At 68.0% G+C, this 13,480-nt stretch carries 12 protein-coding genes; 5 read left to right on the top strand and 7 right to left on the bottom strand.

Annotated elements, in window-relative coordinates; all coding sequences use genetic code 11:
- Positions 1-5 precede the first annotated feature (5 nt).
- From ACQE3C_RS02325 to ACQE3C_RS02315, 3 genes are read right to left on the bottom strand one after another with little or no spacing between them, the layout of a single operon-like run.
- Positions 6-1,757 carry an FAD-binding oxidoreductase gene (locus ACQE3C_RS02325; protein WP_434537591.1) on the bottom strand — a complete coding sequence of 584 codons (1,752 nt, stop codon included), beginning with the start codon at positions 1,755-1,757 and terminating at the stop codon, positions 6-8.
- Positions 1,754-2,617, bottom strand: a complete 864-nt coding sequence (locus tag ACQE3C_RS02320; RefSeq protein ID WP_434537590.1) for a lysophospholipid acyltransferase family protein — start codon at positions 2,615-2,617, stop codon at positions 1,754-1,756. The genes ACQE3C_RS02325 and ACQE3C_RS02320 overlap by 4 nt, the downstream gene beginning before the upstream one ends.
- Before the next feature lie 6 nt (positions 2,618-2,623).
- Positions 2,624-3,400: an SDR family NAD(P)-dependent oxidoreductase gene (locus ACQE3C_RS02315; RefSeq protein WP_434537589.1), complete on the bottom strand. Its 777-nt coding sequence runs from the start codon at positions 3,398-3,400 to the stop codon at positions 2,624-2,626.
- 99 nt (positions 3,401-3,499) lie between these two features.
- On the opposite strand from ACQE3C_RS02315, the gene ACQE3C_RS02310 reads away from it, so the two are divergent.
- Positions 3,500-4,246 carry a hypothetical protein gene (locus ACQE3C_RS02310; protein WP_434537588.1) on the top strand — a complete coding sequence of 249 codons (747 nt, stop codon included), beginning with the start codon at positions 3,500-3,502 and terminating at the stop codon, positions 4,244-4,246.
- A 13-nt stretch (positions 4,247-4,259) separates the two neighbouring features.
- Here the strand turns inward: ACQE3C_RS02310 and ACQE3C_RS02305 are convergent, their stop codons facing one another.
- Entirely contained in the window at positions 4,260-4,778 is a 519-nt protein-coding gene (locus ACQE3C_RS02305) for a hypothetical protein (RefSeq protein ID WP_434537587.1), read from the bottom strand.
- Between the two features lie 122 nt (positions 4,779-4,900).
- Between ACQE3C_RS02305 and ACQE3C_RS02300 the strand changes: the two genes are divergently transcribed.
- The 4 genes from ACQE3C_RS02300 to ACQE3C_RS02285 are packed head-to-tail and all read left to right on the top strand — an operon-like array spanning position 4,901 to position 8,985.
- Positions 4,901-5,794: a carbon-nitrogen hydrolase family protein gene (locus tag ACQE3C_RS02300; RefSeq protein ID WP_434537586.1), complete on the top strand. Its 894-nt coding sequence runs from the start codon at positions 4,901-4,903 to the stop codon at positions 5,792-5,794.
- 42 nt (positions 5,795-5,836) lie between these two features.
- On the top strand, positions 5,837-6,757 hold the full coding sequence (locus ACQE3C_RS02295; RefSeq protein ID WP_434537585.1) for a polysaccharide deacetylase family protein: 921 nt from the start codon (positions 5,837-5,839) through the stop codon (positions 6,755-6,757).
- A 33-nt stretch (positions 6,758-6,790) separates the two neighbouring features.
- Positions 6,791-8,362: a GAF domain-containing protein gene (locus ACQE3C_RS02290; RefSeq protein WP_434537584.1), complete on the top strand. Its 1,572-nt coding sequence runs from the start codon at positions 6,791-6,793 to the stop codon at positions 8,360-8,362.
- Positions 8,359-8,985, top strand: coding sequence for a response regulator (locus ACQE3C_RS02285; protein WP_434537583.1), 627 nt, complete (start codon positions 8,359-8,361; stop codon positions 8,983-8,985). Before ACQE3C_RS02290 ends, ACQE3C_RS02285 begins: the two co-directional genes overlap by 4 nt.
- Before the next feature lie 6 nt (positions 8,986-8,991).
- Here ACQE3C_RS02285 and ACQE3C_RS02280 read toward each other — a convergent pair whose 3' ends face one another.
- The 3 genes from ACQE3C_RS02280 to ACQE3C_RS02270 all read right to left on the bottom strand — a co-directional run bounded on the left by ACQE3C_RS02280 (position 8,992) and on the right by ACQE3C_RS02270 (position 13,367).
- Positions 8,992-10,182 (bottom strand): acetate/propionate family kinase, encoded by a 1,191-nt coding sequence (locus ACQE3C_RS02280; RefSeq protein ID WP_434537582.1) that lies wholly within the window; start codon positions 10,180-10,182, stop codon positions 8,992-8,994.
- A gap of 43 nt (positions 10,183-10,225) precedes the next feature.
- Positions 10,226-12,298 carry a phosphate acetyltransferase gene (pta, locus tag ACQE3C_RS02275; RefSeq protein ID WP_434537581.1) on the bottom strand — a complete coding sequence of 691 codons (2,073 nt, stop codon included), beginning with the start codon at positions 12,296-12,298 and terminating at the stop codon, positions 10,226-10,228.
- A gap of 76 nt (positions 12,299-12,374) precedes the next feature.
- Positions 12,375-13,367: an IS481 family transposase gene (locus tag ACQE3C_RS02270; RefSeq protein ID WP_434537931.1), complete on the bottom strand. Its 993-nt coding sequence runs from the start codon at positions 13,365-13,367 to the stop codon at positions 12,375-12,377.
- Between the last annotated feature and the right edge of the window lie 113 nt (positions 13,368-13,480).

The following is a 13,480-nucleotide window of genomic DNA, read 5'->3' as shown; positions in this document are numbered from 1 at the left end:
CCAATCTAGGCCCCGGGCTGCCTCGAGTTGCTGGAAACCCCCGGCACACCGTCGTGGATGATCTTGCCCGGGTTCAGGTTGTGACCGGGGTCGACGCCCTCGAACAGCACCCGCTGCACGTGCACACCGGCCTCGGAGATGTCCTGGGCCATCCACGGCGAGTGCTCCTCGCCGACACCGTGGTGGTGGCTGACGGTGCCCAGCAGGTCGACGAACGACTGCTGCACGGCCTGCTTGACGGTGTCGTAGCTGTCCAGCACCGTCTCGGGGTTGTTGTCGGCCACCGCGAAGGTGAAGTACTGGCAGGCACCGATGCGGTAGCTGTGCGAGATGTGGCACATGATGAAGCCCTTGTGCCCGGTGGCCGCGAACGCCTCCTCGGCGCGCTTGACGGTCTCGTCATGCATCTCCAGCGCGCGGGCCCAGGTCGAGGTCGTCTCCGACACGTCGGCGGGAATGCCACGGTCGAGCAGGAAGTCGCGGATGTAGGGGATGTCGAACTTCTTCTCGTCGTACATCGAGCCGGGGCCCTTGCCGACGCTCATGCCGCCCCACTTGCGCACGATCTTGGCCACCAGGCCCTTCTGGAAGCGCACGTTGACCGCAGACCCCTCGAAACCGATGAAGCTCAGGCAGATCTGGTCGAGGTCCCAGCCCTTGGAGAGCATGACCTTCTCGACGGCCTTGTTGACGTACTTGCTGATGGTCGACTTGCTGCCCGAGCTGTTGGCCATCGAGAACTTGGTCTCGTTGGCGTCGGAGACCCGCACCATCACCGGGGAGGCGTCGGAGTGGCAGATCTCCTCGGCGGCCTTCAGGCCCGACGCGTAGTCGGGGAAGAAGTAGGCCTGGATCTCCTTCTCCTCGGCGATCCGGTGCACGTTCATCGACACCTCGGTGATGACGCCCAGGCGCCCCTCCGAGCCGATCATCATTTCGCGCACGCTGGGGCCGGACGAGGACGACGGCAGCGGGTTGAGGTGCAGTACCTGGGTGCACTGACCGGGCACCCGGTCGACGGCGGAGGCCGAGGGGATCACCACGCGCATGCCGCGGGTGATGTCGGCGATGTCGCCGTACTTGTCGGACTGGTTGCCCGACGAGCGGGTCGCCACCCAGCCACCGACGGTCGACCACAGGAACGAGTCGGGGAAGTGGCCCAGCGTCCAGCCGCGGGCATTGAGCTGCTTCTCCATGTCGGGGCCGTAGGTGCCGGCCTGGATTCGGGCCAACCCCGAGGTTTCGTCGATCTCGAGCACCTTGTTCAGCCGGCCCATGTCCATCGAGATGACCTGCCGGGTCTCACCGGGCACCGCCTCCAGGGCGGCCACGATGTTCGAGCCGCCGCCGTAGGGGATCAGCACACCGTCGGCGGCGATCACGGCGTCGACGATGGCGATGACCTCGTCCTCGGTGCCGGGGTAGACCACGACGTCAGGCACCCGGCCCAGGTTGTTCTGGCGCAGCCGCACCAGGTCGCGCACACCCTTGCCGTAGCAGTGGGCCACGCGCACCTCGTCGTCGAGGAAGACGTTGGCCTCGCCGCTGACCTCGACCAGGGTGGCCTTCAGCTCGTCGCTGAGCTGGCTGGCCGGCACGTCGAGGTCGCTGAACTTCGGCCGGGTGACCGGAATGGCATCGAGGTCGACGCCGATGTTCTTGAGCACGAACGGCTTGAACTTCGGCTTGTTGTCGATGGAGTACGAGACGCTCTCATCGCCCCAACCCCACCACTTCTGGTTCTTGACGCCGGTCACTTGTTCTCCTCGTTGTTGGCGCGCGACTTCTCGATCGCGACGGCTCGGGCGTAGTCAGCCATGGTTTTCATGCCGTAGGCGCGGGCAGTCGAGTCATGGAGCTCGATGATCTTGCGGCGCACGCGCTCATTGAAATGGTGGGTGATCTCGCCCGCATTGGGGCGCATCGGGTGGCCGTAGACGACATGGACCGGCGGGCGGCCCTTCGGCATGCCCTTCTGGTGCGGCGGCCAGGCAGCGAAGGCACCCACGATCGCAAACGGGACGATGGGCACGTTGCGGCTGATGGCGAGCCCAGCGGCACCGGGGGTGAACACGCCCATGGCACCGTTGTAGGTGCGTCCGCCTTCGGGGAACAGCAGGATCGGGATGCCGTCACTCAGCAGGGTCGAGGCCAGGCCACGGTGCGAGGCCGCCCTGCGCTTGGCCTTGATGTCCTCGGGGCTGTCGGGAATGCCGTTGGCCTTGCGTTCCTTCTCGGCGGCCCGCTGCTCGGGGGTCTTCTTCTGGCGGCGCTCCACCGGGAATGCGTTGAACAGGTGCGAGACCGAGGCCGACTTCCACCAGTTGGTGAACCAGAAGTCGGCGGCCGCACCGGCCGACAGGTAGCGGGCCAGCCGCGGAGGCAGCGACCCGAACACCAGCGGGGTGTCGAAGTGGCTGGAATGGTTGCCGACCGCGACGAAAGTGTCGGGGCAGTCGGCCAGGTTCTCCACCCCGTGCACCGTCACGTCGAGGATGCGCCACACGTACGGCTTGACCACCAGCATCCGGGTGGCCCGACGGGCCGCGGCCTGCATCGGGTTGCTGTACTTGCTGCTGCGCTCGTCGCGCTTCGCGGCTTCCTCAGGGGGTGCCATCGCGGGTCACTTCTTGCGACGGCTGGACGAGAGCCGCCGGCTGAACCATCGGATGAAACCCTTGGGGCCGTAGGTCGCCACCGCGATGGCCAGCTTCCACTTGAAGGTGGGGATGGAGACCAGCTTGTTGCGGTCGTTGTCGCGCAGCGCCTCGGAGACGAGCACGTCGATGTCGACCCAGACCACGTCGGGCAGGCTGGTCTTCTTGATCTGGGCGCGGTCGTGGAACTCGGTGTGCACCCAGCCCGGGCACAGGGCGGTCACCTTGATGCCGGTGTCGTACAACTCCGAGGCCAGCGCCTCGGTGTAGGTCAGCACCCACGACTTGATCGCCGAGTAGTTGCCGCTCATGATCCACGCCGAGGTGGAGGCCACGTTGATGATGTTGCCGTGGCCGCGGGCCTTCATCGCCCGCCCGGCGGCGCCGCTGAGTTCGAGCACCGCCCAGACCATCACGTCGAAGGCGCGCCGCTGCAGGTCGAGCTTGGACTTGTCGAGCAGGTCGGCGTGCAGGCCGAAACCGGCATTGTTGACCAGCATGTCGATCGGCCGGTCGACCGATTCGAGCCGGTCGGCCACCCGGGTGACGTCCTCGGCGATGGCCAGGTCGGCCGGGAAGACCTCGGCGCTGATGCCGTACTGGCGTTCCAGGTCAGCCTTGATGGTGGTCATCCGCTCGGTGTCGCGAGCCACCAGGACCAGGTCGTAGCCGCGGGCCGCCAAATGTCGCACGAACGCGTGACCGATCCCGGCAGTTGCGCCGGTCACCAATGCAGTTGCCATGGTTCCCAACTTACTTGATCGGACGACATCGCGTGATTCGGCCCGACGAGCAGGTAGTTTCGAGACTGCGTCCCCCTCAACGCGCCGAAGGAGTTCATCGTGCAACGCCGCCTCTTCCTGGGCCTGGTGCCCGTGGCCCTGCTCGCCGCCGCCTGCAGCAGCGACCAGCCCCCCGACCAGTTCGACGTCACCACCGCACCGGTCGAGACGGCCGCCCCCGACGCCTTCGCCTACCAGGTCGGTGACCTCGACCCGCTGGACTTCGCCCAACGCCTCGCCTCGGTCAACGCCGAGCAGCGCTCCTACAAGTTGACCATCGAGACCCCCGAGGGGGAGCAGGTCAACACCATGCAGGTGCTGCGCGAACTCGACCAGGACGGCTCACTGCGGCTGCACGCCTGGGGTGAGATCGACCAGTTGGTCCAGGAGTTGATCACGATCGGCGACCAGCAGTGGCTCAAGGTCGACGGTGCCTGGCAGCCGGTCGCCGGGCTGCTGCTGTTCGGTGGCGAGGGCGACAAGGTCGAGATCTTCACCTCCATGCTGACTGCCATCGCCTACGAGGGGCCCGACGAGCACGGCCACCGGTTCAGCGGGACGATAAACGTCGCGGGGTACGAGAACCAGGAGACCCACGACCACGACGACCATGACCATGATCATGACGACCATGACCACCAGGACGAGCAGACCACGCCCGTCCCCGCGGACGTCACCTTCTGGACGGATGCCGCGCTGCGGGTCGTCCGGCTCACCCACGCGCTGGACGACGACGCCCGCGAACGGCTGACCACCGAAACCCGCACCGCCTTCGGGCAGGCCTTCAACATCAGCGCCCCGATGTGAGGCCGGCCCGGCCTCAGCGGTCGTCGAGGTCGTCGCGGAAACGCTCCCAGGCCTCTTCCCACTCGGCGGCCCGTACGGGGGTGTTCAGGGCGGCGATCAGGTCGCTGGTGGTGTCACGGTCGCTCTCCCCGGTGATCAGCACCGTCCGCACCGCGGCGGGGGCCAGGTCGTCCAACGTGCCCTGCTCGACCAGGCGCTGCAGGCAGGTGAGCACCGCCTCCACCGCGTCACCGCCGCTCATCCCCGCGGCGGCCAATGCCTGCGGCACCGCCACGGAATCATGGCGCAGGTGGGCGTGGGGGTTCCAGCGCATCTCGAGCACCGCGCCTTCGTCCTCGACGATGTGCTCGGCGCCGCGGGCGAGCATCGCCCGCAATTCGTCGGCCCCGGTCTGCACACTCAGGGTCACGACCGCCGGTGAACCGGCGTCGAGCAGGCAGCCCAGGGCAGTCACCTCGGTCTGGGCATCGACCAGCTCGCGATAGGTCGCGGCGATCACGTCCTGCAGGTCATTGCGTGCCTCGGTTCCCATGACAAGACGATAGCCCAGCGCCACTGGCCGAACGGCTAGCCAAGGTGTAGACGCATGGCCCTGCACCGCCCGCCTAGCGTGATGGATGTCACATCACACGCAATGGAGGGTAGTGATTCGTCATGTCCAACAAGGTCAAGATCTCGGTCGCGAGCTTCGCGCTGCGCCCGGTCAAGAGCTTCGAGGAGTTCGCCGACCACGCGCGGGGACTGCTCGACCAGGCCGCCGGCAGTGACCTGGTGCTGCTGCCGGAGCTGTTCACCCTGGAACTGTTCACCATCCAGGAGGGCTGGCAGGACGACCCGGTCTCCGCGCTGCCGCGGGTCGACGCCTACACCCAGCAGTACAAGGACCTCTTCGAGGCCGAGGCCCGCGAACGCAACCAGTACATCGTGGCCGGCACCCACCTGGAGGCCCGCGGGGACTCCTACTACAACATCGGCTACCTCTTCGGCCCCAACGGGGAGCTCTGGGAGCACGCCAAGACCCACATCTTCCCCGCCGAGGGTGACTGGAAGACCGAGGAGGGCGACCAGATGCAGGTCATCGAGCTGCCCTTCGCCAAGGTCGGGTTCAACATCTGCTACGAGACCGAGATCCCCGAATGCTCGGCCAGCCTGACCGAGCAGGGCGCCGAGATCATCGTCTGCCCCTCGTACACGTTCACCGAGTACGGCTACTGGCGGGTGCGCCACTGCGCCCAGGCGCGGGCCATCGAGAACCAGGTCTACTTCGCCCATTGCGCCACCGGCGGCTCACCGGGCGGGCCGATCCCCAACGGCTGGACGCAGTCGTCGATCCTGTCGCCCTGTGACCTGCCCTGGTCACCCAACGGGGTGGTCGCCGAGGCCGCCGAGCCGAACACCGAGAACGTGATCACCGCCGAGGTCGACCTCGACCTGCTGCGCCAGAACCGCATCGACGGTGCCGCCACCACCTACAAGGACCGGCGCCGCCGCGCCGGGACCTACCACGACTGGCCGTCGCACCTGGACGCCGCGGCCACCGTCGGCTGAGACCCCACCCCACCACCGAGACATTCAAAGGAGAACATCACCATGGGCCACCTGCAGCTGCCCGAAGGCAAGAAGATCGCCGTCAACCTGGGCACCGACTTCGACGCCCAGTCCCTGTGGATGGGCGGCTTCAACAAGCCGAGCCCCTCCTACATGTCCCGCGGCGAGTTCGGTGCCAAGGTGGGCGTGCCCCGCCTGCTCGAGCTCTACGAACGCTTCGACGTCAAGACCACCTGGTTCACCCCGGGCCACACCATCGACACCTTCCCCGAGGAGTGCGAGAAGATCGCCGAGAAGGGCCACGAGTTCGGCCACCACGGCTACTTCCACGAGAACCCGACGCTGATCGACGCCGGCACCGAGGAAGAACTCGTCGAGCGCGCCTTCGACACCTTCGACCGTCGCCTCGGCATTCGTCCGACCGGCTACCGCTCGCCCTACTGGGACTACTCCGACAGCACCCTCGACATCGTCGAGAAGATGGGCTTCAAGTACGACTCGTCGCTGATGGGCCGTGACCTGGAGGCCTACCGCCCGCGCCGCTGGGCCATCGACTGGGAGAACGGCAACAAGGCCGGCAAGGCCAGCCACGTCATCGAGCTGCCGGTCAGCTGGTACCTCGACGACTTCCCGCCGCTGGCCTGCATCACCGGTTCCTCGACCGGCCAGCAGGACAGCAACACCATCTACGAGCGCTGGCGTGACATCTTCGACTACGGCTACGAGCGGGTCGAGAACGCGGCCTTCGTCTCGTGCGTGCACCCCCAGATCGTCGGCCAGCCCCACCACATGCTGTGGTACGAGCGCCTGCTCGAGCACATGGTCTCCAAGGACGGCGTCTGGTTCGCCACCACCGACGAGATCGCCGACTGCTGGGTCGACGACGAGGAGGACATCGCCAACATGGCGCTGCCCGACATCCGCACCACCGCCTCGCGCCCGGACTACTACCCGAACTTCTGAGTGGCGCTGTGTGAGGTAGCGCATACTTGCTCCATGGGTCACTCGCTTGCGGGCGTGGTCCGCTGGCACCCGGACGCCCTGGCGGACGAACTGGCCGAGCCGCTGCACAACCTGCGACTCGGCCAGTTCGCGTCCGACGCGGTGGTGGTCTTCGCCCCGCACCGCCAGCCACCCCGGGTCGTGGCCTGGGACAGCCCTCTCGCGCCGCTGTTCACGGTGGACGAACCGGTCGAGCTGAACGTCCGTTGGCCCCGGCGCCCGGCCAGTTGCCGGGAGGTGAGCATCGCCTCGACGATGCGCCCGGTCACTCTGGACTTCGACAGCGCGGTGGTCATCCCGTTCACCACCGACACCGGCCGCGGGCTGGTGCTGTTCGGGTCGAGCCCCCACCCGGACGAGGCCGCCGCCGGGCAGGTGCAGGAGTTCTCACGGCAGCTCGACGACCTGCGCCGCGAGCTGGGTGCCACCCGTCACGCCGATGTCGACCGGGCCTACCGCACGGTCGCCCGGGCCGCCTCCAGTGAACTGGCCCCCGACCAGGTCTTCGACGTCACCCTGGCCGCCGCCCGCCTGCTGGTGGGCGCCGAGGTCGCCTACCTCGGGTTGCCGGTCGACGACGAGAACTTCTACTTCCACCGCTCCCTGGGCATCCGCACCCGCGACTTCCTCGACCTGCGGGTCGCCTGGGGTGAGGGCCTGGGCGGTGCCGCCCGGGCCCTGGAACGACCGGTCCGCTCACTGAGCTACCGCGATGACACCAACCTGCACCGGGCGCCTGTGCAGGAGACCCTGGCCGAAGGCATCGTCTCGGCGCTGGCGGTGCCGGTGCGTGACCGCGGCCCCGTCGAAGCGGTGCTCTACGTCGCCAGCCGCCGCCCCCGGGCCTACTCCGAGGACGACGAACGAATCCTGGCCGACTTCGCCAGCGCCACCCACCTCGGCCTCGACCGCGCCGACCTGGAGACCGCCCGCACCGCCCGGATCAGGGAGCAGGAGCGGGCCCGGATCGCCCGGTCCCTGCACGACGACCTCATCCGCCGACTGACCAGCATCGGGTTCGCCGCCGACTCCCTGCAGGAACGGGTCGGCGACGACCTGGCCGGGCAGGTGGCCGCGATCACCGAAGACCTGGGTGCCGCGATGGCCCTCGTCCGGGGTGAGCTGCGCGACCTGGTCGCCCACAACGACGACCACGACCAGGGCCTCGACGAGGTCGCCGAACGCATCCTGGCGGTGCCCTCGCTCGGCTCGATGACTCGCGCCACCAGCTTCGCCGGCCCGTTGGTGGCCGACCAGGCCCGGGTGAGCCCCGAGGTCGCCGAGGCGATGACCCGGGTGGGCCAGGAGGCCGTGTTCAACTCCGAGACCCACTCGGGTGGCACCCGCTGCTCGGTGAGTTTCGACATCGCCGCCCACCGCTGCACGATGTCGATCACCGACGACGGCAGCGGCCAACTCGACCACCCCCGCGAGGGCCACTACGGCATGGACCTGATCCGCCGGGAGGTGCAGCGGGTCGGCGGTACGGTCAGCTTCGAGGCCGGGCCCACCGGCGGGTTCGAGGTGCACGCCAACTTCCCGCTGGCCGCGGGGACGCGGCCGTGATCACCCTGTTCTCGGTCGATGACCACGAGGTCATCCACCTGGGCCTGCAGCAGCTGGCAAGCGCAGAACCCGACCTGGAGTTCCTCGGCGCCACCACCGACCCGGCCCGGGCACTCGACCTGGTCGCCGGGCTGCGACCCGATGTGGTGCTGCTCGACCTGTTCATCGGTGAGGAGCAGGGCTGGGACACCTGCCGGGCGCTGACGACCGCCGTCCCCGACACCAAGGTCATCTTCTACAGCGGCTACGGCAACGCCGAACTGGTCGACCGGGCGATCAGGTCGGGGGCCTCGGGCTACCTGCTGAAGGGCACCAGCCTGGCCGGCCTGCCCGAGATGCTGCGCACCGCGCAGCGCACCGGCCAGGCCCTCGATGCGGACCTGCTCAAGGAATGGATGGACTTCCGCCGCCGGCTGGACGAGCGCCCCACACTCACCAGCCAGGAGTTGGACCTGGTGCGGCTGATCGCCGAGGGCCTCGACAACCACCAGATCGCCGAGGCCCACCACCTGTCGTTCCACACGGTCAAGTTCCACATCGGCAAGATGCTGAAGAAGACCGGGGAGACCAACCGCGCCGGACTGGTCCGCTGGGCGACCGAGCGCCACCTGCTGGACCAGTGAACCGCCTCACTCGGCCAGCGTGGCCACCACCTGGCGCACCATGGCCAGTTCCTCATTGGTCGGCACGACCAGCACCTTGACCTTCGAGGTGGGGGTGCTGATGGCACGCGCCTCCTTCGAGCGGGTGGCGTTGGCCTCGGCGTCGAGTTCGACACCGAAGGGGGCCAGCCGGTTGACCACCAGCTCGCGGATCCAGTCGGCGTTCTCACCCACCCCGGCGGTGAAGACCAGGGCGTCCAGGCCGCCGAGCAGCGCGGTGTAGGAACCGATGTAGCTCACCAGCCGGTGCACGTAGACGTTCACGCCGTTGATGGCACGCTCGTCGCCCTCGTCGACCAGCACCTTGACCTCACGCATGTCGGTGCGCCCGGTCAGGCCGAGCATGCCGGACTGCTTGTTCAGCACGTCGTCGATCTTGGCGGCCTTCCAGCCCTTCTTGCGGTGCAGGAAGGCGACCAGGCCGGGGTCGATGTCACCGCTGCGGGTGCCCATGACCAGGCCCTGCATCGGGGTCAGGCCCATCGAGGTCTCGATCGGGCGGCCACCGTCGATGGCCGAGGCCGAGGCCCCGTTGCCCAGGTGCAGGACGATGATCTTCAGCTCTTTGCGGGTCTTGCCGAGGAACTCGGCGGCCGCGGAGCTCACGTAGTCGTGGCTGGTGCCGTGGAAGCCGTACTTGAGGATGCCCAGTTCCTCGCTGAGGTCGGTCGGCAGCGCGTAGGTCTGCGCCTCGGCCGGCAGGTCGGAGAAGAAGGCGGTGTCGAAGACGGCCACGTGGGGCACGTCCGGCAGGGCGGCCTGGGCGCCCTCGATGCCGGCGACAGCAGCCGGGTTGTGCAGCGGGGCCACCTCGTAGAGGTCGATCAGCTTGTCGACGACCGCCGAGGTGATCATGGTGGTGTGCTTGAAGGTGCGCCCACCGTGGACGGTGCGGTGGCCCACGGCGATCACCTCGTCCAGGTTCGGGCCGTGCTGGCGGAACTGTTCCATCACCGTGCCCAGCGCGCCGGCGTGCGTGCCGAAGCGGTGCTCGACGTGGTGGGTCTCGCCGCCCACGGTGTGGTCCAGCGTGCCGACGGCGTCCTGCCCCACCTTCTGGACCAGGCCGCTGGCCACCACGCCTTCGGTGTCGGCATCAATGACCTGGTACTTGATCGAGGACGAGCCGCAGTTCAGCAGCAGGATGAGACGAGCCATGACGAGGGCCTTTCGTGAGTGGTGCGGGTGTGAATGGGTGGGGTCAGGCCGAGGGCTGGTCCATCTGGGCCTGGATCGCGGTGATCGCGACGGTGTTGACGATGTCGTCCACCAGCGCCCCGCGGGACAGGTCGTTGACGGGCTTGTTCAGGCCCTGCAGCACCGGTCCGACCGCGACGGCGCCGGAGGTGCGCTGCACCGCCTTGTAGGTGTTGTTGCCGGTGTTCAGGTCGGGGAAGACGAAGACGGTGGCCTGGCCGGCGACCTCGGAGCCGGGCATCTTCTTGCTGCCCACCGAGGGGTCGACGGCGGCGTCGAACTGCAGCGGGCCTTCCACCTTGAGCTGGGGCGCCTGCTGCTTGACCAGTTCGGTGGCCTCACGCACCTTGTCGACGTCGGCACCCGAACCCGAGCTGCCGGTGGAGTAGGACAGCATGGCCACCTTCGGTTCGATGCCGAACGCCTCGGCGGTCTCGGCGGAACTGATCGCGATGCTGGCCAGTTGCTCGGCGGTGGGGTCGGGGTTGACCGCGCAGTCGCCGTAGACGACGACCTGGTCGGGCATGCACATCAGGAACGACGAGCTGACCACGCTGACCCCGGGCTTGGTCTTGATGAACTCCAGGCTGGGCTTGATGGTGTTGGCGGTGGTGTTCACCGCGCCCGAGACCATGCCGTCGGCCATGCCGAAGTGCACCAGCATGGTCGCGAAGTACGACAGGTCGGTCAGCCGCTCGCGGGCCTGCTCGAGGGTGACCCCCTTGTGGGCGCGCAGCTTCGCGTACTCCTCGGCGAACTTCTCGATCAGTACCCGGTTGTCGGGGCTGATCACCTGGACGCCGGTCAGGTCCAGGCCCAGGGACTGTGCCCGGGACATGATCTCGGCCTCGTCGCCCAGCAGGATGATGTTGGCCACCCCGCGCCGCAGCAGGATCGCCGTCGACTCCAGGATGCGCGGGTCGCTCGCCTCGGGCAGGACGATCGTCTTCTTGTCGGCACGGGCCCGCTGCATCAGCTCGAACTCGAACATCAGCGGGGTGCGGATCTCGGTGCGCTGCTCGTCCAGGGCCTGCAGCAGCCCGGCGACGTCGACCCGCTCGGCGAACACCTTGCGCGCCACGTCCATCTTGCGGGTGGAACCGGTCGCGGTCGACTGCATGCCGAACAGCTTTTCGGCGGTGCGGAAGGTGCCGATGCTGGTGAACCCGATCGGAACGGTGACCTCGGTGCCTGACATCAGTCGGTTGATCGTCGAGGGGATCGGGTAGCCGCCGACCAGCAGGATCGCGGCCAGGTCGGGGAAGGACTCGGACTGGTGGGCCATCAGCAGCCCCGGCAGCAGGTCGAGCCGGTCGGAGGGAGCCACCACGGTGAACTCCGGTTCGAGCCGGTCGAGCACGTTCGGCAGGCTCATGCCCGCCACCAGCACCCCGAGCGATTCGCGGTCGAGCAGGTCGGGGTCACCGGTCCACATCGACGCACCGGTGGCCTCGAACTGGGCCCGCACGGTCGGGGCGGCGAGCACCCTGTCCTCCGGCAGGGCGGCGGTGACGTACTGTTCACCCAGGCTGCGCAGCTGCTGGTCGACCAGGTCGGTCTCGCCGGGCTCGACGCGGTTGGCGATCACCCCGATGACGTTGACCTTGTTGGCGGCGAGCTCGTTGATCGCGGCCGTGGCCGCACGTTCGATGTTCGCGACGCTGCGGTCCTGGCCGGAGACCACCAGCAGCACCGGCGCGTTCAGGTGGGCGGCGATGTTGGCGTTGTAGGCCATCTCGGTGGCGGCGAAGTCGCTGGCGTAGTCGGAGCCGACCACCACCAGCGCATCGAAGCGGCTGCGGACCTGGCCGTACTTCTGCACGATCAGGCTCATCGCCGCATCGGGGTCGGCGGCCATCTCGTCGTAGCTGACCCCGACGGCCTCGTCGAAGGCCTGGCTCACCCCGGGCAGGCCGATGAGGGTCTCGGTCACCTGGTCACGGCGCAGGGAGCGCACCAGGGGCCGGAAGATGCCCACCGAAGCATGCTGCTGGGACAGTGCCTCCACCAGGCCCATTGCGATCACGGACTTGCCCACTCGCCCCTGGGGCGCTGCCACATAAACGACTTTGTTCACGCACCGAGCTTAACGGTGAGCTACGACACGAATCCGGTCAGGGTCTGTCATGGGAAAGGCTGGCCCCGTCACCTGCCTAGGTGTTGGAGCGCATGACGTTGGTGACGCGTGCCGGGGTTCGGGTGGCTGGGGGTTGGTCTCGGCAGGCGGTGTGGGGTCGATGGTAGTTGTAGTGGATGTTCCAGATCTGTATTGCCCGGGTGCGTTGGTCCTCGCAGTTGTAGGGCCGGGCGTAGAGCACTTCTTCGGCCAGGATCCGGTTGTAGCGCTCAACTTTCCCGTTGTGGCGAGGTGTGTAGGCGCGGATGAACTGGTGTTGGCGTGCCCAGCCCCGCAGCGAGCGTTCGACGATCGCTGCCCTGTAGGGGTTGCCGTTGTCGGTGACCACGCGGGTGACGCGGGTGATCCCGTGCGCGGCGAACCAGGCCCTGGCCCGGTTGATGAACCCGAGCACGGTGGTGGCCCGCTCGTCGGTCAGGGACTCGGTGTAGGCGAGCCGGGAGTATCCGTCCACGGCGGAGTGGAGGTAGCGGTAGCCGACCCGGGTGCGGTGTTTCGCCTTGTCCTGGTTCGATCCGCGGCCATGGGCCCGCCAGCCGCCGCCCTCTCGCAGCGCGCCGACCTTCTTCACGTCGACGTGGACCATGTGGCCGGGGTAGCGGGCGATGATCCGTGCCGGCGCACGGGTCGGTTCTCCCTCGACGTCGAGCCAGCGGCGATGGTTGAGTCCCAGCCGGGTCAGCCAGCGTGCGACGGTGGCGACGCTGGTCCGGTGCCCACGCTCGTGCAGTTCGGCGGTGATCAGCCGGGCCGACCACTTGTGGTCGCGGCGTAGTTGCTCGATCAACTCCACCACCTGCGGTGGGGTCTGGGTCGGTGAACTGTGGGGTCGGCTGGAACGATCCAGCAGGCCTTCCTCGCCGTGGAGGCGGTGACGGTTGACCCATTTCGACAGACAGGCCCTCGACACTCCGGCCTCGGCGGCGACGTGGGCGATCGGGCGGTGTTGGCACCGGATGACCAGGCGTCGACGTGCTTCAAAGGTCAGCGCGGCATTACGGTGGTGAATCAAGGGCGGGCTCCTCGTTCCGATGGTTGTCTCGCAACTCCCATCCTGCCGAGGACCCGCCCCCTCTCACGTCCCGGCGCGTGCAATCAACCTCATGACCCGCAACACCTAGG

The sequence above is a fragment of the Aestuariimicrobium sp. Y1814 genome (assembly GCF_050113895.1).
Lineage (GTDB): Bacteria > Actinomycetota > Actinomycetes > Propionibacteriales > Propionibacteriaceae > Aestuariimicrobium.
The sequence above is the reverse complement of the archived record's forward strand: the minus strand, read 5'-3'. Positions and strand labels throughout refer to the sequence as shown.

What these genes read in the sequence shown, in the direction of transcription:
- ACQE3C_RS02320 (WP_434537590.1), bottom strand. Translation starts at nt 2,617, where the DNA reads ATGGCACCCCCTGAGGAAGCCGCGAAGCGCGACGAGCGCAGCAGCAAG.
- ACQE3C_RS02315 (WP_434537589.1), bottom strand. Translation starts at nt 3,400, where the DNA reads ATGGCAACTGCATTGGTGACCGGCGCAACTGCCGGGATCGGTCACGCG.
- ACQE3C_RS02305 (WP_434537587.1), bottom strand. Translation starts at nt 4,778, where the DNA reads ATGGGAACCGAGGCACGCAATGACCTGCAGGACGTGATCGCCGCGACC.
- ACQE3C_RS02300 (WP_434537586.1), top strand. Translation starts at nt 4,901, where the DNA reads ATGTCCAACAAGGTCAAGATCTCGGTCGCGAGCTTCGCGCTGCGCCCG.
- ACQE3C_RS02295 (WP_434537585.1), top strand. Translation starts at nt 5,837, where the DNA reads ATGGGCCACCTGCAGCTGCCCGAAGGCAAGAAGATCGCCGTCAACCTG.
- ACQE3C_RS02290 (WP_434537584.1), top strand. Translation starts at nt 6,791, where the DNA reads ATGGGTCACTCGCTTGCGGGCGTGGTCCGCTGGCACCCGGACGCCCTG.
- ACQE3C_RS02280 (WP_434537582.1), bottom strand. Translation starts at nt 10,182, where the DNA reads ATGGCTCGTCTCATCCTGCTGCTGAACTGCGGCTCGTCCTCGATCAAG.